Annotated in this window: 15 protein-coding genes; 14 read left to right on the forward strand and 1 reads right to left on the reverse strand. The window is 63.0% G+C overall.

The features are described from left to right. Positions 1–26 precede the first annotated feature (26 nt). Positions 27–2,120 carry a methionine--tRNA ligase gene (gene metG, locus AC1DVV_RS19610; RefSeq protein ID WP_477701748.1) on the reverse strand — a complete coding sequence of 698 codons (2,094 nt, stop codon included), beginning with the start codon at positions 2,118–2,120 and terminating at the stop codon, positions 27–29. 197 nt (positions 2,121–2,317) lie between these two features. Here metG and apbC point away from each other — a divergent pair, with 197 nt between their 5' ends. The 14 genes from apbC (at position 2,318) to AC1DVV_RS19680 (ending at position 18,850) form a co-directional block, all read left to right on the forward strand. Next, entirely contained in the window at positions 2,318–3,409 is a 1,092-nt protein-coding gene (gene apbC, locus AC1DVV_RS19615; protein WP_477701749.1) for an iron-sulfur cluster carrier protein ApbC, read from the forward strand. A gap of 69 nt (positions 3,410–3,478) precedes the next feature. Then, complete coding sequence (locus tag AC1DVV_RS19620) at positions 3,479–4,066, forward strand: DUF3305 domain-containing protein (protein ID WP_477701750.1); 588 nt, start codon at positions 3,479–3,481, stop codon at positions 4,064–4,066. Next, positions 4,059–4,799: a DUF3306 domain-containing protein gene (locus AC1DVV_RS19625; protein ID WP_457279602.1), complete on the forward strand. Its 741-nt coding sequence runs from the start codon at positions 4,059–4,061 to the stop codon at positions 4,797–4,799. Before AC1DVV_RS19620 ends, AC1DVV_RS19625 begins: the two co-directional genes overlap by 8 nt. Next, a complete protein-coding gene (locus AC1DVV_RS19630) occupies positions 4,729–6,864 on the forward strand; it encodes a 4Fe-4S dicluster domain-containing protein (RefSeq protein WP_477701751.1) in 2,136 nt (711 codons plus the stop codon). The genes AC1DVV_RS19625 and AC1DVV_RS19630 overlap by 71 nt, the downstream gene beginning before the upstream one ends. Positions 6,865–6,893: 29 nt before the next feature. Beyond that, a complete protein-coding gene (locus AC1DVV_RS19635; protein ID WP_457279809.1) occupies positions 6,894–7,511 on the forward strand; it encodes a TorD/DmsD family molecular chaperone in 618 nt (205 codons plus the stop codon). A gap of 205 nt (positions 7,512–7,716) precedes the next feature. Continuing rightward, complete coding sequence (locus AC1DVV_RS19640) at positions 7,717–7,923, forward strand: formate dehydrogenase (RefSeq protein WP_477689998.1); 207 nt, start codon at positions 7,717–7,719, stop codon at positions 7,921–7,923. Positions 7,924–7,984: 61 nt separating this feature from the next. Further along, complete coding sequence (locus AC1DVV_RS19645) at positions 7,985–10,954, forward strand: formate dehydrogenase subunit alpha (RefSeq protein WP_477701752.1); 2,970 nt, start codon at positions 7,985–7,987, stop codon at positions 10,952–10,954. A gap of 148 nt (positions 10,955–11,102) precedes the next feature. Further along, complete coding sequence (gene fdh3B / locus AC1DVV_RS19650) at positions 11,103–11,723, forward strand: formate dehydrogenase FDH3 subunit beta (RefSeq protein WP_457279598.1); 621 nt, start codon at positions 11,103–11,105, stop codon at positions 11,721–11,723. Further along, positions 11,720–11,953 (forward strand): hypothetical protein, encoded by a 234-nt coding sequence (locus AC1DVV_RS19655; protein WP_457279597.1) that lies wholly within the window; start codon positions 11,720–11,722, stop codon positions 11,951–11,953. Before fdh3B ends, AC1DVV_RS19655 begins: the two co-directional genes overlap by 4 nt. Before the next feature lie 14 nt (positions 11,954–11,967). Further along, positions 11,968–13,146 (forward strand): formate dehydrogenase subunit gamma, encoded by a 1,179-nt coding sequence (locus tag AC1DVV_RS19660; RefSeq protein ID WP_457279596.1) that lies wholly within the window; start codon positions 11,968–11,970, stop codon positions 13,144–13,146. A 28-nt stretch (positions 13,147–13,174) separates the two neighbouring features. Then, positions 13,175–13,561 (forward strand): hypothetical protein, encoded by a 387-nt coding sequence (locus tag AC1DVV_RS19665; RefSeq protein ID WP_457279595.1) that lies wholly within the window; start codon positions 13,175–13,177, stop codon positions 13,559–13,561. 76 nt (positions 13,562–13,637) lie between these two features. After that, complete coding sequence (locus AC1DVV_RS19670) at positions 13,638–14,609, forward strand: formate dehydrogenase accessory sulfurtransferase FdhD (protein WP_477701753.1); 972 nt, start codon at positions 13,638–13,640, stop codon at positions 14,607–14,609. Positions 14,610–14,632: 23 nt separating this feature from the next. After that, entirely contained in the window at positions 14,633–16,219 is a 1,587-nt protein-coding gene (locus tag AC1DVV_RS19675; RefSeq protein ID WP_477666110.1) for a C13 family peptidase, read from the forward strand. A 69-nt stretch (positions 16,220–16,288) separates the two neighbouring features. After that, positions 16,289–18,850, forward strand: a complete 2,562-nt coding sequence (locus tag AC1DVV_RS19680) for an ABC transporter permease (RefSeq protein WP_477701754.1) — start codon at positions 16,289–16,291, stop codon at positions 18,848–18,850. Positions 18,851–19,097 lie beyond the last annotated feature (247 nt).

Genomic DNA, 19,097 nt, shown 5'->3' on the forward strand with positions numbered 1-19,097 from the left:
GCAGGAGGCGGCGTTGCGCCGCAAACTCAGTGAATGCGCATGCCCGGTGTTGCGCCCGGCAAGGGTTCCAGCACATAGATACCGGGTTGGGCTTTTTCGTCGGCGTGGCTGGCGGCCAGCACCATGCCTTCGCTGATGCCGAACTTCATCTTGCGCGGCGCCAGGTTGGCGACCAGCACCGTGAGTTTGCCGACCAGGTCTTCGGGCTTGTAGGCTGAAGCGATACCGCTGAACACGTTGCGCATGCGGCCTTCGCCGGCGTCCAGCGTCAGGCGCAGCAGCTTGGTCGAGCCTTCCACGGGTTCGCAGTTGACGATCTTTGCAATGCGCAAATCGACCTTGGCGAAGTCGTCAATGGTGATCACGGGCGCAATCGCCTCGCCGCCTGGCACAGTTTCTTCTGCTATCAAATCAGTAGCTGCTTGCGCTGGTTCTGCCTGGGCAGGAGGCTCAAAGAGTGCTTCAAGTTGCTTGATGTCGACGCGCTGCATGAGGTGCTTGTAGTCGCCGATCAGGTGGCCGTTACCGAGGCTGGAGACGGCATCCGCAAACGTCAACGGCTTGACTTTCAGGAATTCCTCGACCTGCGCCGCCAGCGCAGGCAACACTGGTTTCAGGTATATCGTGAGTAGGCGGAAGGCCTCGATGCATACCGTGCAGACATCCTGCAGACGCGAGTCCATACCCTGCTGCTTGGCCAGCTCCCACGGTTTGTTCTGGTCCACATACGCGTTCACGCGGTCCGTCAGCAGCATGGTTTCGCGCAGGGCCTTGGCAAATTCACGGCTTTCATACAGCGGCTCGATCGTTTCCTTTGCGGCGCGCAGCGCGCCCAGCAGCGCTGCGCCATCGGCCGACACCTCGCCCAGCTTGCCCGCAAAGCGCTTGGCGACAAAGCCCGCGGCGCGGCTGGCGATGTTGATGTACTTGCCCACCAGGTCGCTGTTGACGCGTGCCATGAAATCATCGGCATTGAAGTCGATGTCTTCGTTGCGCGCATTGAGCTTCGCGGCCAGGTAGTAGCGCAGCCACTCGGGGTTCATGTCCAGGCTCAGGTACTTGAGCGGGTCCAGCCCGGTGCCGCGGCTCTTGCTCATCTTCTCGCCGTTGTTCACCGTGAGAAAGCCATGCACAAACACGTTGTCAGGCGTCTTGCGGCCGCTGAAGTGCAGCATCGCCGGCCAGAACAGCGTGTGGAAGGTGACGATGTCCTTGCCGATGAAGTGGTACTGCTCCAGCCCCGGCGTCGCCATGTAGGCGTCGTAGTTTTCGCCGCGTTTTTCCAGCAGGTTTTTCAAAGAGGCGAGGTAGCCGACCGGCGCGTCCAGCCAGACATAAAAATACTTGCCCGGCGCATCCGGGATTTCAATGCCGAAGTAGGGCGCGTCACGGCTGATGTCCCAGTCGCCCAGGCCTTCGCTTTGGGTGCCGTCGGGGTTGGTGCGAACGCTGAACCATTCTTTGACCTTGTTGGCCACTTCGGGCTGGAGCTTGCCGTCTTGCGTCCACTTTTCCAGAAAGTCCACACAGCGCTGGTCGGACAGCTTGAAGAAAAAGTGATCAGAGCTTTTGAGTACGGGCGTCGCGCCCGACAACGCTGAATACGGGTTGATCAAATCCGTGGGGGCATACACCGCACCACAGTTTTCGCAGTTGTCGCCGTACTGGTCTTTGGTGCCGCACTTGGGGCAGGTGCCCTTGATGTAGCGGTCCGGCAGGAACATGTTCTTTTCAGGGTCAAAGAACTGCTCGATCGTTTTGGTCTCAATCAGTCCGGCCTTTTTGAGGTCCAGGTAGATCTGCTGCGCCAGCTGGTGGTTTTCCGGCCCGTCGGTGGAGTGCCAGTTGTCAAAGCTGATGTGAAAGCCGTCCAGGTAGGGCTTGCGGCCCGCGGCGATGTCGGCCACAAACTGCTGCGGCGTTTTGCCGGCTTTTTCAGCCGCGATCATGATGGGCGCGCCGTGGGCGTCGTCCGCGCCCACAAAGTTCACCGCATGGCCCTGCATGCGCTGAAACCGCACCCAGATGTCGGCCTGGATGTATTCCATGATGTGGCCGATATGGAAATTGCCATTGGCATAGGGCAGGGCGGTGGTGACAAACAGGCGGCGCTGGGACATAAGGGGCTTTATGGCTAGGGGAGAGGTAACCCGCGATTTTAAGTCGCCCGGCCTTGGGGTTGCCCCGGCAAGCCCCCATGACCCCAGGGCCCGGGTCACGGCGTTAGACTTCAGGCCAACACCCCCGCCGGCTTGCCGCCCTCAAAGCGCCCGGTCTGCCCAGTCAGATTTAACGAGATTCAACGGAGTATTTCCCCATGTCCCTGGACCAACAGGCCGTCTTGAACGCCGTGCAAACCGTGCTGGACCCCAACACCGGCAAAGATTTCGTCACCACCAAGGCCCTGAAAAACCTGCAGCTCAGCGGCGACGACGTGTCGTTTGATGTTGAACTTGGCTACCCGGCCAAAAGCCAGATCGCCGGCCTGCGCAAAAGCCTGATCGCCGCCGTCAAGGCCGTGCCAGGGGTGGGCAATGTCTCCGTCAATGTCACGTTCAAGATCGCCAGCCACAGCGTGCAGCGCGGCGTGCAGCTGTTGCCCAACGTCAAGAACATCATCGCCGTGGCCTCCGGCAAGGGCGGTGTTGGCAAAAGCACCACCGCTGTCAATCTGGCCCTGGCGCTGGCGGCTGAAGGCGCCAGCGTCGGCCTGCTCGACGCCGACATCTACGGCCCCAGCCAGCCCATGATGATGGGCATCGAAGGCCGGCCCGAAAGCGTGGACGGCAAGAACATGGAGCCCATGGAGAACTACGGCATCCAGGTCATGTCCATCGGTTTTCTGGTTGCGCAGGACGAAGCCATGATCTGGCGCGGCCCCATGGCCACCCAGGCGCTGGAGCAGCTGCTGCGCCAGACCAACTGGAAAGACCTGGACTACCTCATCGTCGATATGCCGCCCGGCACCGGTGATATCCAGCTCACGCTGTCGCAGCGGGTACCCATGACAGGTGCCGTCATCGTCACCACGCCGCAAGACATTGCGCTGCTGGACGCCAAGAAGGGCATCAAGATGTTTGAGAAAGTCGGCGTACCCATTCTGGGCATCGTCGAAAACATGGCGGTGCACATCTGCAGTAGCTGCGGCCATGCCGAGCACATCTTTGGCGAAGGCGGCGGCAAAAAAATGGCGGCCGACTACAAGATGGACTACCTGGGCGCCTTGCCGCTGGACATCCAGATCCGCCTGCAGGCCGACAACGGCCGTCCCACCGTGGTGGCCGATCCCGACGGCGAAGTCGCCGGCATCTACAAGGCCGTGGCGCGCAAGATGGCGGTCACTGTTGCAGCCAAGTCCAAGGATTTTTCCGCCAAGTTCCCGACCATCACGATCTCGAAGAACACCTGAGGCCTTGGCGTCGCGTCGCCAGGCGAACCTTCCTGGTTCAGGGCTTATGCGCCGCCGTACACTGCGGGCATGTCGGATTTCCTGCTGCAGTCCCCTGAAACAGATGCCACGCTGCACCGGCCGTGCACGGCGGTGGCCGTTGTCATGCGCCGCGAGCGCATCGACAACCGCTGGCAGCCCTGGCGCTGGTCACTGGCCGACATCGTCCCCCACGAAGACGCCTTTGGCGCCACGCCGCGCCTCTTGCTGAAAGACGAGCGCGAAGAGCGCTGGCTGCACCCCGGCTTCAAGGTCGAGCTTTTCACCGACGACGCCGAAGGCTACTACCTCAATGCCAGCACCGGGCAGCCCTGCTTCTGGGTGGTCTGGCGCATGGAGGAAGAAGCCCTGCTGGCCGATGAACCTATCGCAGTGCCGCAGATCGTCACCCTGAGTTATCACGATGCCGGGCGCTGGCTGGATGCGCAGGAAACAGTCGAGCAGGTGCCCGCGCCGCCGCAGGTCGTGCAGTGGCTGCAGCAGTTTGTAGATCAGCACTACGTCATAGAAGCCAAGCGCCGGCAGCGCCCGCAAAGCTTTAAGCCGCTGACGGACCGCTTCGGCAATCCGGCGCGAGTCAGCACGGAAAAGAAAACCGGCGGAGGCCAGCATGGCTGACGAACCGAAGGGCTTTTTGGGGCGATGGTCCCGCCGCAAGGCCGACGCTGTGCTGGGCAAACCACTGGATGAGCCGGTTGTGGCCGCACCGGCAACGGATGCCAACGCGCCCGCCCTGCAAGTCCAGACGCCCCGGGAACCGGCGCAAAAATCACCGGAAAATCCGCCGGAAAAGCAAGCGCTCACGCTGGCCGACGCCAGGCTGCTCACCAAAGATTCCGACTTCAAGCCCTTTATGGCCGGCGATGTGACGCCCGACGTGCGTAACGCGGCCATGAAGCAACTCTTTGCCGACCCGCATTTCAATGTGATGGACGGCCTGGACATCTACATCGACGACTATTCCAAGTCCGACCCCATCCCCGAGGCCATGCTGCGGCAGATGACGAGTGCGAAGTTTCTCAATCTCTTTGATGACGATGAGGACAAAGAGAAAGAGAAAAACAAAAGCAGCGCGGAGGACGCGGCAGGCGAAGACCAAGCGAAGGCTGCCGGCCCGCAAGACGACCCCGTCAACCTGCCACGGGAAAGCGCCAATAACCCCACGGGCGAAACCGTGGCACAGTCCTATGAAAATCCAGACATAGCCCCATCGCAAACGCCAGGCGCTTTATCAACCAGCCAATCCCAGCCCGACCCGGCCGGTGCCAGCCAAGAAGACCATGCCCACACTGATTTGCGACTGCAACCAGACCATGCCGCTCCAGCCACAGGCGCTGGGCACGGCACTTAACGAGACCCTGACGCTGCATTCGGCGCTGTGCCGCCGCGAGGTGGGCGCCTTCCAGAAGGCCGCGCAGTCCGGCGACGATGTTGTCGTAGCCTGCACCCAGGAGAAGCGGCTCTTTGCCGAAGTGGGTGAGCAGACCCAGGGCGTCACCTCGGTGGTGAAGTTCGTCAATATCCGCGAGACCGGCGGCTGGAGCAAAGGCGCTGTCAGCGCCACGCCAAAAATCGCGGCTCTGCTGGCCGCGGCCCATTTACCAGACGCAGAGCCGGTGTCCACCGTCACCTACAAAAGTGCCGGGCGCCTGCTCATCGTGGGTGCGATCGACCAGGCCGAGCAGGTGGCGGCCCTTGTGGCTGACACGCTGGACGTGACCATCTTCGCCCAGGGCGTTTCGTCCCAGGCGCAGACCGGGTTTCCCTCGCAAGAACGCAAATATCCTGTGATCAGCGGTGAGCGGCTCGCGCTCAAAGGCTGGCTGGGTGCGTTTGAGGCGAGCTGGGACAAGACCAACGCTATCGACCTGGACCTTTGCACACGATGCAATGCCTGCGTCGCCATGTGCCCCGAAGGCGCCATCGACCTGAGCTACCAGGTTGACGCGGCCAAATGCACATCCCACCGTGATTGTGTGGCCGTATGCAAGGTGGCCGGTGCCATTGACTTCAACCGCTCGCCGCAAACACTCACGGAAGCATTTGACCTGGTGCTCGACCTCGGCGCCAAACCGCTGGTCGCGCTGCACGCGCCACCGCAAGGCTACTTCGCCCTGAATGCCTCCGCCGGCCTCGCCTCACCCGGCTTGCTGGCCACCGTGGTCAAGCTGCGCGACATGGTGGGCGAGTTTGAAAAGCCCAAATTTTTTGCCTATAAACAAAAACTCTGCGCCCACAGCCGCAACGAAACCGTGGGTTGCAACGCCTGCATCGACATCTGCTCGGCCGGCGCCGTCAGCAGCGAAAAAAGCCGGCAGCAGATCGTCGTCAACCCCAACCTGTGTGTGGGTTGCGGCGCGTGCACCACGGTGTGCCCGACAAGCGCGCTCACCTACGCCTACCCGCGTGCCAGCGAGCAGGGCGTTCGCATCAAGACCCTGTTGTCGGCGTACGCCAAAGCCGGCGGCACGCAACCGGTGCTGCTGTTTCACAGCCAGGACAGCGGCCAGCAGGCGGTCGAGGCTCTGGGCCGCGCTGCGCGGCTGCAAAAAACCGTGCGGGGTGTGCCGGCCAATGTGATCCCGCAGGCGCTATGGCACACGGCCAGCGTGGGCCTGGACTTGTGGCTCAGCGCCATCGCATTCGGTGCGTCGCAAGTGGCGGTGCTGGTAACGCGTGAAGAAGCTCCCGCCTATCTTGAAGGCCTGGCCGAGCAAATGCACGTGGCGCAAACCCTGCTCAATGGCCTGGGCTATGCCGGCGTGCACCTTCATTTGGTGCAAGCCGGGGAGGGCGCTGATGCCATTGCCGGGCTGGACGCCAGCCTGCAAACGCTGGCGCGCGGCCGCCCTGCCGTGCCCGCCGCTGTGGCGCGCTTTGCGGTGGCGCAAGAAAAACGCAGCACACTGGACATGGCGCTGGACCACCTCATGAGCCAGGCGCCCGCCGCCCTGCCCGAAGCGATTACGCTGCCCGCCAAGGGCTCGCCCTTCGGCAGCCTGACCGTCAACGCAGACACCTGCACGCTGTGCCTGAGCTGTGTGAGCGCGTGCCCCGCCAGCGCACTGCAAGACAATCCCGACCGCCCGCAGCTCAAGTTCATCGAAAAAAACTGCGTACAGTGCGGCCTGTGCGCCACCACTTGTCCCGAGGATGCCATCACGCTGCAGCCGCGCCTGTTGCTCACACCGCTACGCAAAGAGGCGCGTGTGCTCAACGAGAGCCAGCCCTACCAGTGCATACGCTGCAGCAAACCCTTCGGCACGCTCAAGGCCATCGAGTCCATGCTGGGCAAGCTTGCGGGGCACGCGATGTTCCAGGGTGCGGCCGCCGACCGGCTCAAGATGTGCAGTGACTGCCGCGTCATCGACATCTATTCCGCCGATAACGAACTGAAAATCACGGACATCCGGTGAGCAACAGCTTCCCGACTCCAGACGCCACCATGACGCAAGCCCAACTCACCGCCTCCACCCTGGACGAAGAAACCGCGCGAGCCGAAGTCTATGGCGTGCTGGCCGCCCTTTACTACGCCGCGCCCTCCGCGGAGCTGCATGAAAACCTTCGCATTGCAGTAACGGAGGCGCCCGCCGCCGGTGGGTTGCTTGAAAGTTCGTGGAGCGAACTCGTGGCCGCCGCCCGCACGCAGAGCCTTGCAGATGTCACGCGGGAGCATGATGCCCTGTTCGGCGGCGTTGGCAAGCCTGAGGTGTACCTCTTTGGTTCGCACTACCTCAGCGGTTTCCTCAATGAGAAGCCTTTGGCGGCCTTGCGCACCGACATCGCCGCGCTGGGCCTGGCGCGTGACGAGGCCATGCCCGAAACCGAAGACCACGTGGCCTACCTGTGCGAAGTCATGCGCTACCTGATTGCCGGTGACGACGTGGAGGTCGCCAATCTCACGCGGCAGCGCGAATTTTTCGCGCGCCATGTCCAGCCCTGGGTGCCGCTGATGTGCGATGCCATCACGGCGCATCCCAAGGCGCGTTTTTATGCCGCTCTCGCGGCCTTTACCCAGACCTTCATCGGTGTTGAGGCGCAGGGCTTCGACATGCTGGCCTGACGGGGGGCATGAATTTTTTTTCTCAAAATGAGACAGCTTTTGAATGGCCAACCGGCCATAGCCGCCGAGTCTGACAATAAGATCGCTTATCGTTTTCCCTAGACTTGGACGTTGAGCGGCGCTAACCATTGTGGTGCGCAGCGCTCTGCCTTACAGTACTATGCAAACGGTTACATAGCCAGCAAGCCTTCCCCTGGAGATCACCATGCAGGACAGCCAGCCAAAACCCTCACGCAGGGGATTCTTTTTCGGCGCAGCCGCCACGGGCGCGGCAGCCGCGGCCATCGTCACTTTGCCCGGCGCACCTGCGCTTCAAGCCGAGCTTCCAGAGCCCAAGCCGGCCCCTGAAAAAGGCGGCGGCTACAGCCTCTCGGAACACGTCAAGCGCTACTACAAGACCACCCGCATCTAGGTAGCCCTGGCTTCCAGTTCAGCCCGACCGGCCCCCGATTTCACCTTCTACGGAGAGCTTCATGCTGCTCACGAAAAAATCTTCTGATGTCCATCCCGTGCATCGCGCGGGTTCCGCGCGCTTTGTGCAAAGCCTGTCGCGGGGCCTGTCCAATGCGCTGCCCACCATGGACCGCCGCGCCTTCCTGCGCCGCTCCGGCCTGGGTGTCGGCGTCGGCCTGGCCGCTACGCAATTAACCCTGGTCAAAAAAGCCAAGGCCGCCACACCGGGCGCCGGCGACGGCACGGGAAAGATCGAAGTCAAGCGCACCGTTTGCACCCACTGCTCGGTGGGTTGTGCTGTAGACGCGGTGGTTGAGAACGGCGTCTGGGTCCGTCAGGAGCCGGTGTTCGACTCTCCCATCAACCTGGGCGCCCATTGCGCCAAGGGTGCTGCCCTGCGCGAGCACGGCCACGGCGAATACCGCCTGCGCTACCCGATGAAGCTGGTGAACGGCAAATACGAGCGCATCAGTTGGGACGTCGCCCTCAAGGAAATCACCGACCGCATGCTGGAGCTGCGCAAGGCCAGCGGCCCTGACTCGGTGTATGTGGTGGGGTCGTCCAAACACAACAACGAGCAGGCCTACCTGCTGCGCAAGTGGATGAGCCTGTGGGGCAGCAACAACTGTGACCACCAGGCCCGCATCTGCCACTCCACCACGGTGGCCGGCGTTGCCAACACCTGGGGCTACGGCGCCATGACCAATTCGTACAACGACATGCAAAACAGCAAGGTCGCCCTGTACATCGGCTCCAATGCGGCCGAGGCCCATCCCGTCAGCCTGCTGCACATGCTGCATGCCAAGGAAACCGGCTGCAAGATGATCGTGGTCGATCCGCGCTTTACCCGCACCGCCGCCAAGGCCGACGAATACATCCGCATCCGCTCCGGCTCCGACATCCCCTTCCTGTTCGGCATGCTGTATCACATCTTCAAGAACGGCTGGGAAGACAAGAAGTACATCAACGACCGTGTCTACGGCATGGACAAGGTCAAGGAAGACGTGCTGGCCAAATGGACACCCGACAAGGTGGAAGAAGCCTGCGGCGTGCCCGAGGCGCGTGTCTACATGGCTGCCGAGATGATGGCCAAGAACCGGCCGTCCACCATTGTCTGGTGCATGGGCCAGACCCAGCACACCATCGGCAACGCCATGGTTCGTGCTTCGTGCATCCTGCAGCTGGCGCTGGGCAATGTCGGTGTTTCCGGCGGCGGCACCAACATTTTCCGCGGCCACGACAACGTGCAGGGCGCCACCGACGTCGGCCCCAACCCCGATTCGCTGCCCGGTTACTACGGCCTGGCCGAGGGCTCCTGGAAGCACTTCGCAAAAATCTGGGGCGTCGAGTTCGACTGGATAAAGGGCCGTTATGCCTCTGCCGCCATGATGGGCAAGCCCGGCATCACGGTCTCGCGCTGGATCGACGGCGTGATGGAGAAAAACGAATTCATCGACCAGGACTCCAACCTGCGCGGCGTCTTCTTTTGGGGCCACGCGCCCAACTCACAGACGCGCGGCCTGGAAATGAAACGCGCGATGGACAAGCTGGACCTGCTGGTGGTGGTGGACCCGTATCCATCGGCCACCGCCGCCATGGCGGCCATGCCCGGCAAGGCTGAAGACCTCAACCCCAACCGCGCGGTGTACCTGCTGCCGGCCGCCACGCAGTTTGAAACCAGCGGCTCGGTGACGGCTTCCAACCGTTCCATCCAGTGGCGCGAAAAAGTGATCGAGCCGCTCTGGGAGAGCCGCACCGACCACATGATCATGCACCAGTTCGCCGAAAAGCTCGGCTTTGCCAAAGAGCTCTCCAAGAACTACAAGATGCAAAAGGTCAAGGGCATGGACGAGCCCGTGCCCGAAGACATCCTGCGCGAGATCAACAAGACCTGCTGGACCATCGGCTACACCGGCCAGAGCCCTGAGCGCCTCAAGGCGCACATGCGCAACATGCACCTGTTCGACGTCAAGACCCTCAAGTCCAAAGGCGGCGTCGACAAGGCAACCGGCTACGACACCACGGGTGATTACTTCGGCCTGCCATGGCCCTGCTACGGCACGCCCGAGATGAAACACCCGGGCTCGCCCAACCTGTATGACACCTCCAAGCACGTGATGGAAGGCGGCGGTAACTTCCGCGCCAACTTCGGCGTGGAACGCGAAGGCAAAAACCTGCTGGCTGAAGACGGCTCTTGTTCCAAGGGCGCCGACATCCAGACCGGCTACCCCGAGTTCGATCACCTGCTCGTGAAAAAACTCGGCTGGTGGGACGAGCTGACCGACGCCGAGAAAACCGCCGCCGAAGGCAAGAACTGGAAGACCGACTCCTCAGGAGGCCTGATCCGCGTCGTCATGAAGAACCATGGCTGCCATCCTTTCGGCAATGCCAAGGCGCGCGCCGTGGTCTGGAACTTCCCCGACGCCATTCCGCAGCACCGCGAGCCGCTTTACGGCAACCGGGCCGACCTCATGGCCAAGTACCCGACGCACGACGACATGAAAGCCTTCTGGCGCCTGCCCACGCTGTACAAAACCATCCAGCAAAAGAACATCGCCGACAAGGTGCATGAGAAATTCCCGCTGATCATGACCTCGGGCCGGCTGGTGGAATACGAAGGCGGCGGCGAAGAAACCCGCTCCAACCCCTGGCTGGCCGAGCTGCAGCAAGAGATGTTCATCGAGATCAACCCCAAGGTCGCCGCCGAAAAAGGCATACGCAATGGCGAACGCGCCTGGGTCAGCACACCCACCGGCGCACGCCTGAACGTACAGGCCCTGGTCACCGAACGTGTCGGGCCCGACACGGTGTTCATGCCTTTCCACTTCTCGGGCCGCTGGCAAGGCGCCGACATGCTGGCGTACTACCCGAATGGCGCGGCACCGGTTGTGCGCGGCGAGGCGATCAACACGGCAACAACTTACGGCTACGACAGCGTCACGATGATGCAAGAAACAAAAACGACGGTCTGCAACGTCGAAAGGGCATAAACATGACCCCCACGCTTTTCACTTCGTGTAATGCGCTGCCCCCCGAGGGGGCCGCTGCGCCTGCGGCCCGGCAAAGCCGGTTCCGCGGCCCCTGCTTGGGCAGAGCCCCGCGCAAGCTTCCGATCAACCGGTTTTCTCTGGAGACGTCATGGCACGCATGAAATTTGTTTGTGATGCGGAGCGCTGCATCGAATGCAACGGCTGCGTCACCGCCTGCAAAAACGAAAATGAAGTCCCGTGGGGTGTGAACCGCCGCCGCGTGGTCACGCTCAACGACGGTGTCCCTGGTGAAAAATCCATCTCGGTGGCCTGCATGCACTGCAGCGACGCACCCTGCATGGCTGTCTGCCCCGTCAACTGTTTTTACCGCACCGAAGAAGGCGTGGTGTTGCATGACAAGGACGTCTGCATTGGCTGCGGCTATTGCTCATACGCTTGCCCCTTCGGCGCGCCGCAGTTCCCGGCTGCCGGCACGTTTGGCGTGCGCGGCAAGATGGACAAATGCACCTTCTGCGCCGGCGGTCCTGAAGTCAACGGCAGCCAGGCCGAGTTTGAAAAGTACGGCCGCAACCGCCTGGCCGAAGGCAAGCTGCCGGCCTGCGCCGAAATGTGCTCGACCAAGGCCCTGCTCGCCGGCGACGGCGATGTGGTCGCCGACATCTTCCGCAACCGTGTGGTGCAACGCGGCAAGGGCGCCGAAGTCTGGGGCTGGGGCACGGCCTACGGATCCAAACAGGCAGGCCAGCCGCCCGCAGGAGCCAAATCATGATGCGCCTTCTTGTCTTGACCCTCTCCTTGTCGGCTTTGTCGGCCTGCGGCGAAAAACCGCAGACCCTGGGCAGCGGTGTGAAAAGCGACGGCGCCGCCTACCAGGGCGTGCAAACCCAGTTTGCGGCGCCAGGCTGGAAGGCCGGCGACAAGACCAGCTGGGAGCAAGGCCTCAAGGCCCGCGCACAAAACAGCCAGAACGAGTACACCAAGACAGGTAACTCGAAATAGTGACCGGAGGCCTTATGTTTTGTGCGCGACCAGCTATATTTTTCATAGCGGCCAGCCTGGCGGGACTTGCCTGTGCGCAAGCGCCTGCGGCTCCGCCGGCCACCGCCGCGCCTGCCACCGCTCCCGCTGCCACCGGCGGCATCCAGGGCCAGAACATCTTTGAGGTCAAGCCCGAAGCCAGCGCCGACCCCAACTACGCCAAGCAGACCAATGGTGAACGCGCCAAAGTGCAGCCGGGCAACAACGCGCCCATGTGGCGCCAGGTGGGCGAGGGCGTCACCGGCTACAGCAGCCTGCCCAAGAGCGAAGCGCCCGAAGCCGGCAACCTGATTCAGCCCTTTGTGCAGTACCCCGGCTCACGCCTGACCAACGCCGGCGAAGCCTGGCGACAGGTGCGCAACAACTGGATCATTCCCTATGGGGGCTCGCTGTTCCTGATCGTGCTGTTGGCCATCGCGATTTTTTACTTCAGCAAGGGTTCGATCAAAACCCACGGCGTCGACACCGGCCGCAAGATCGAGCGCTTCACGCCGTTTGAGCGTGCCGCGCATTGGTCCAACGCGATTGCGTTCTGCATCCTGGCCATCTCAGGCCTGGTCATGGCATTCGGCAAATTCTTCCTGCTGCCCGTCATTGGTGGCGCGCTCTTCGGCTGGCTGACCTGGACCCTCAAGACCATGCACAACTTTGCCGGCCCGCTGTTCGCGGTGTCGCTGGTGATCGTGTTCCTGACCTTCCTGCGCGACAACTGGCCGCAAAAGGGCGATCTGCACTGGCTGGCCAAAGGCGGTGGCCTGATCACGGGCGGCGAAGAACCGCCTTCGAACCGTTTCAACGCCGGCGAAAAACTCATCTTCTGGGGCGGCGTGTTCTTCCTGGGCATCGTGGTGGTGTCGTCGGGCTTTGTGCTCGACAAGCTGCTGCCCGGCCTGATCTATGAGCGCTCGACGATGCAGGTCGCACACATGGTGCACGCCGTGGCCACCGTGCTCATGATGTGTTTGTTCCTCGGCCATATCTACCTCGGCACCATCGGCATGCAGGGCGCCTACAAGGCCATGCGTACAGGTTACGTCGATGAGACCTGGGCCCGTGAGCACCACGAATACTGGTATGACGATGTCAAAGCCGGGAACATTCCGGCCCAACGCAGCAAGCCTGTTGACCCGCCCGGCCAGACGGCGCAGGCATAAGCCCCGAAGAGTTGTAGTGAGGAATCCCATGAAAAAAATTCTGATCATGAGCTTGCTGGCCGCCGCATCGGCCGCGTCGCTGGCCAAACTGCCCGCCCTGAGCGACGAAGCCAAGGCCAAGGCCGCAGAAGCGGCCGCCAAGACCGCCTGGACCGGCAAGCTGGAGGCCTACCAACTGTGCAAGTCGCAAGACAAGGTCGCCGCCAGCTATTACAAAACGGCCAAGGCCACCGGCAAAGAGACCAAACCGCCGACGCCTGCACCTGCTTGCGCGGACCCCGGCCCCTTCGCCTACACCCCGCCTGCAGCAAAGCCGATCGAAGCGGCCGGCGCGCATTCACCCGCAGGCAACGCTACCAGCCCGCCCAGTACCAAGCAGCCCGATGCGGTTGGAAACCCCGCCAAGAAGTCCTGATCCACTTCCAGGCTCATTCCACTTCCCGAAAGGCCGACTCCGCAAGGGGCCGGCTTTTTTGTTGTAGTCTTCCCTCATGCCCGCCTCGACATCTCTTCCCTCACGCCTGCCCCGGCTGACCAACGCCCAGGCGCCCCTGACCTGCGAGGTTGATGCCGTCAATGAATATGGCGAGACGCACAAGGTCGCCATCCCCGCCGAGCGTGCCCTCACCGTGTATGTCGACAAACGCGAGCTTGTGACGCTCATGACATTGGGCGCTCACCCTGAGCTGCTGGTGCTCGGCTACCTGCGCAACCAGCGGCTGGTCAAGGATGTGGCCGATATCGAATCGATCACCGTCGACTGGGACGTGGGCGCGGCCGCCGTCAAGACGCACCACGGCATTGAAGACATTGAAGAGAAAACCTCGCGCCGTGTGGTCACCACGGGTTGCGGGCAGGGCAGTGTGTTCGGCGGCCTGATGGACGAAGTCGACGGCATCGTGCTGCCCGCAGATGCGCACATCACCCAGGCCCAGTTGTATTCCCTCGTCAACACCATACGGCTCAAGGAAACCACGTACAAATCCGCCGGCTCGGTGCATGCGTGTGCATTGTTTGCGATGACGGCGGGCGACCCTGAAATGCTGCTCTTCGTGGAAGACGTGGGCCGCCACAACGCCATAGACACCATCGCTGGCTGGATGTCCATGCAGAATGTGGCCCCCACGCTCGGCACTGACGTGTCCTCGCTGCCCCCCGAGGGGGCTAATTTTCCTAGGGGCGGCCCGTCGGAAAATTCCACTCCTTTCGATGGCCTCGTGTTTTATACGACCGGCCGCCTCACCAGCGAAATGGTCATCAAGTCCGCGCAGATGGGGGTGCCCATTGTGGTCTCGCGCAGCGGCATCACGCAGATGGGCCATCAGGTCGCGCAGTCAGTCGGCCTGTGCGCGATTGGCCGCGCCACCAACAAGCGTTTTGTCTGTTATGCCAACCCGCAGCGGCTAAAGCTGCAGCCAGAACTGGCTGGCCCCCGCCCTCGCAATGTGGGCGCTGAGCCCTGAATCTGCCGTGGCATGATGCCGCCATGCACGACGCCCGCGTTCAACACACCTCGCCTGGCATCCCGGAACCCTTGCTGAGCCCGGTGGACCGCGGCCGTCCTGATACCTCTGGGAGGCTGAGTACATCACGCTGGATAAAGGAGGGGGTCCGTGCTGCGTTTTTCCTGCCTGTCCGCGTGGCGGGGAAAACACCGACGCCATTGCAGGTGATGGGCATTGTGATTCTGGCCGCAACCATGGAAGTTGCATTGATGCGGCTGGAAATTGCAGGCCCCGCGGTGTTTAACCTGCAGGCCTGGTTGTCGACATGGTGGACGATCGGGTTGGGCGTTGGCCTGGCGTGGTGGGCTTTTCCTGCTTCGGCAGTTGTGCCTGCCCCTGAAGCGGACGAGCCCGTTCCCGGCGACCAACCTCCCGGTGACCAGCCGCCTCGCGGTGTGGCGGCCTTTTTCGCGCTGTGGCTGGCAGCGGGGCTGCCCAATGTGCTGCTCGCCCAGGGCGTGGTTGCTGCGATTGCGCACGGCTGGATCAAGGCGGCGGTGTTTTCCGCTCCCTGGTTTTACTGGGCGTTGTATGCGGCGGTGACAGCCTGGGCGCTTGGCGTGAGCCTTTTCCTCTTCGTGCGTTTCGCCGGATGGACCTGGCGGACTGCCGTATTTGCGCTGGTCCTGCTGGCAACCACAGGCGTGTCCGCCTGGCAATTCGAGGCGCGTACCTGGGGGGTGGACTACGCGAGCCAGGCCACCGAAGACAGCCGGCCCCGCCTGCAGCTGAGCCAGCAGGTTTTTGAAGAGCAGCAGGCGCTGATGGAAAAGACGATGGCCGCCATCGAGCCGCAGCGCCGCGGTATCACCGACGTCTACGGCCTGGTGTTTGCTCCTTATGCCGCGGAAGATGTGTTCCTGCGGGAAAGCAGCATGGTCAGCCGTGTGCTTGCCGATCGCTTCGATGCCGAAGGCCGCGTGATGCACCTGGTCAACCATGCCAGCACCGTGAAAACCCATCCCTGGGCCACCACGCTGAATTTGCAGCGCGCCATCGACGCACTGGCCCAGCGCATGGATCGCGACAACGACGTGCTGGTGGTCTACATGACTTCGCACGGCGCCAGCGACTTCAAGCTGGCCGCCTCCCACTGGCCGCTGCAGGTACCCCCGCTCAGTCCCGGCGAGCTGCGCGAGGCGCTCGACAATGCCGGTATCCGCCACCGCGTCATCGCGATATCGGCCTGCTATTCCGGCGGCTGGATCGAGGCGCTGGCCAGCGACACCACCCTGGTCATGACGGCGGCCGACGCCACCCATACCTCTTACGGTTGTGGGCGCCTGTCCGAACTCACCTTCTTCGGCCGCGCCATGTTTGACGAGCAGTTGCGCAAGACACATTCTTTTGAGCAGGCTTTTTCCCGTGCCGTTCCGGTGATCAGGCAGCGCGAAATCGACGCCGGCAAGGATGACGGCTTTTCCAACCCGCAGATCAGGGCGGGAACTGGCATCGGGCCCGTGCTGCGCGCGCTGGAGCAGCGGCTGGATGCCTTGCCGGGCGCTCCGGTTTCGGCCCCAGCTCCAGCCCCGGTGGTGGCGGGACCCGGCTTCAAAACGTCTCCGTAACCCTCCGCTAAATCCCTGGCAAATCCCGGCCATGATGCCGGGATGCGGACTTTGCGTTATGGTCTGCGCATGAACACCCTTTTCCTCAAGCTCGGCTGGAAAACCCTGTTGCGTGACCTGCGCGCCGGCGAGCTGCGCCTCCTGATCGTCGCGGTGACCCTGGCGGTTGCTGCGCTCACCGCGGTTGGTTTTTTTGCCGATCGCCTCAAGGGCGGCCTGCAACGCGATGCCCGCCAGCTGCTGGGCGGCGATGCCGTGATCCGCAGCGACGGCATCACGCCAGCGGCCTTTATCGCCAAGGCACAGGCGCTGGGCCTGAAGGCGATTTCCACCGTCACCTTTCCCACCATGGGCCGTGCAACCGACGCTGACGGCGGCGCCAGCAAGCTGGTGGCTTTCAAGGGGGTGCCGGATGGCTACCCATTGCGCGGCAGCATGAAAATCGCCGACAGCCTGGACGGCCCCGGCGAGGACACGCGCGAGGTGCCGGCCCCCGGCACGGCCTGGGCCGACGCTTCGCTGCTCGACGCGCTGGGCCTCAAGCTCGGCCAGACGCTGTTGATGGGCGACGCCAGCTTCAAGGTCACCCGCGTCATCGTGCAGGAGCCCGACCGCGGCGCCGGGTTCATCAGTTTTTCTCCCCGCGTGATGATCAACCAGGCCGACGTTGCCGCCACCAACCTGATCCAGCCCGCCAGCCGCACCAACTACCGCTTTGCTGTGGCCGGCGACGACAAGGCCGTCAAGGCCTATGTGAAGTGGGCCGCCGACGAGATCAAGAAGCCCGGTGCAGAGTCCGGCATCCGCGGCGTGCGGCTGGAGTCGCTCGAATCGGGCAGCCCCGAGATGCGGCAGACGCTGGACCGCGCCGAAAAATTCCTCAACCTGGTGGCGTTGCTGGCGGCCCTGCTGAGCGCTGTGGCGGTCGCCATCGTCGCGCGCGGTTTCGCCACCAAGCACCTGGACGACTGCGCCATGCTGCGCGTGCTGGGCCAGCCCCAGCGCACCATTGCGCTGGCCTACACCTTTGAGTTTGTCGTCGCCGGCATGCTGGCCAGCGCCCTTGGCGTGGCGCTGGGTTTCGCCGTGCATTACGCCTTTGTGCTGCTGCTGGCCGGGTTGGTCGAAACCGCGTTGCCGGCGGCCACCTGGTGGCCCGTCGTGTTCGGCATGGGCATGGGCCTGACGCTGCTGCTGGCCTTTGGCCTGCCGCCGGTGCTGCAGCTGGCGCAGGTGCCGCCGCTGCGCGTCATTCGCCGCGACGTCGGCAACCTCAAACCCGCGTCAATGGCGGTGCTGGGCGTGGGTGTGGCCGGCTTTGCGGCCCTGCTGGTCGCTGCCAGCAGTGATTTGAAACTGGGCCTGATTGCGGTTGGCGGCTTTGCCGGCGCTGTGCTGGTGTTCGCCGCGGCCAGTTTTGCCGCCGTCAAGCTGCTGCGCGCCAGCGTGAACGAAGTCACCGCCCCGCGTTGGCTGGTACTGGCCACGCGGCAGCTGTCTGCCCGGCCCATGTATGCCGTGGTGCAGACCAGCGCCCTTGCGGTCGGCCTGCTGGCCCTGATGCTGCTTGTGCTGCTGCGCACAGACCTCATCAGCAGCTGGCGCAAGGCGACGCCGCCCGATGCGCCTAACCGTTTTGTCATCAACGTGCAGCCGGAGCAGGGCGAGGCTTTCCAGAAAGCACTGCGCGACGGCGGCGTAAAAAAGTTCGATTGGTACCCCATGATCCGCGGCCGCCTGGTGGCGGTCAACGGCAAGGCCGTTACGCCCGACGACTTTGAAGACGACCGCGCCAAACGACTGGTGGACCGCGAATTCAATCTTTCCAACAGTGCCGACATGCCCGGTCACAACCAGGTCACCGGCGGGCGCTGGACAGGCGGTGAAAAAGACGCCGTGAGCGTGGAAGACGGCCTGGCCAAAACACTGGGCCTCAAGCTCGGCGATTCATTGCGCTTTGATATCGGCGGCCAGCTCAGCGAGGCGAAGATCACCAGCCTGCGCAAGGTCGACTGGGGTTCCATGCGCGTCAATTTCTTTGTGATGTACCCGGTGGCGCAATTGCCTGCCGATGTCCCTGTGTCCTTCATCAGCGCGTTTCGTGCACCCGAGGCGCTCGCTGTGGCACCCGGCCAGCCGCAGCCCCAGAGTTTTGACAACACGCTGGTCAGGGCGTTTCCCAACATCACCAATGTCGACATGAGCAGCACGCTGGCGCAGGTGCAGCGCGTGCTTGACCAGGTGATACGTGCGGTGGAATTTTTGTTCGGCTTCACGCTGGCCGCGGGCCTGGTCGTGCTGTTTGCCGCCATCACCGCCACGCGTGAAGAGCGCGCCCGCGAGTTCGCCATCATGCGGGCCGTGGGTGCGCGTGCTTCGCTGCTGCGGCAGGTGCAGCGGGCTGAATTGGCGGGCGTTGGTTTGCTGGCTGGCTTTCTGGCTTCCATCGTTGCGTTGGCCGTGGGCTGGGGTTTGGCGAGGTTTGTGTTTGACTTCAGCTGGACTGGTTCGTGGACGGTGCCTTTGGTGGGCAGCCTGGCGGGGGCTTTGCTGGCGCTGGCGGCGGGGTGGTGGGGGTTGAGGTCGGTTTTGAATACGCCGGTGGTGGAGACTTTGCGGAAGGCGCAGTAAGGTTTCTTGCCCTTGGCTTGTTCTTGCTCCGGCGTTGAGCTTTTTGCTGAAGGCGGTTGGCCGGGGGTTGCCCGGCATGCAACTCACTTTCTTTTGCTTCGCCAAAAGAAAGTAAGCAAAGAAAAGGCGACCCTGGTTCCTGCGTCCCTGCGCTTCGCTACGGGCAACCTGCGGTGCTCGGTCCAGCCGGGGTCAAAAACAACTCGCCTTCGGCTCAAACAAGTTTTTGCCCTGATCCGTCTGAACC

The organism is Polaromonas sp. P3_B4 (genome assembly GCF_056402835.1).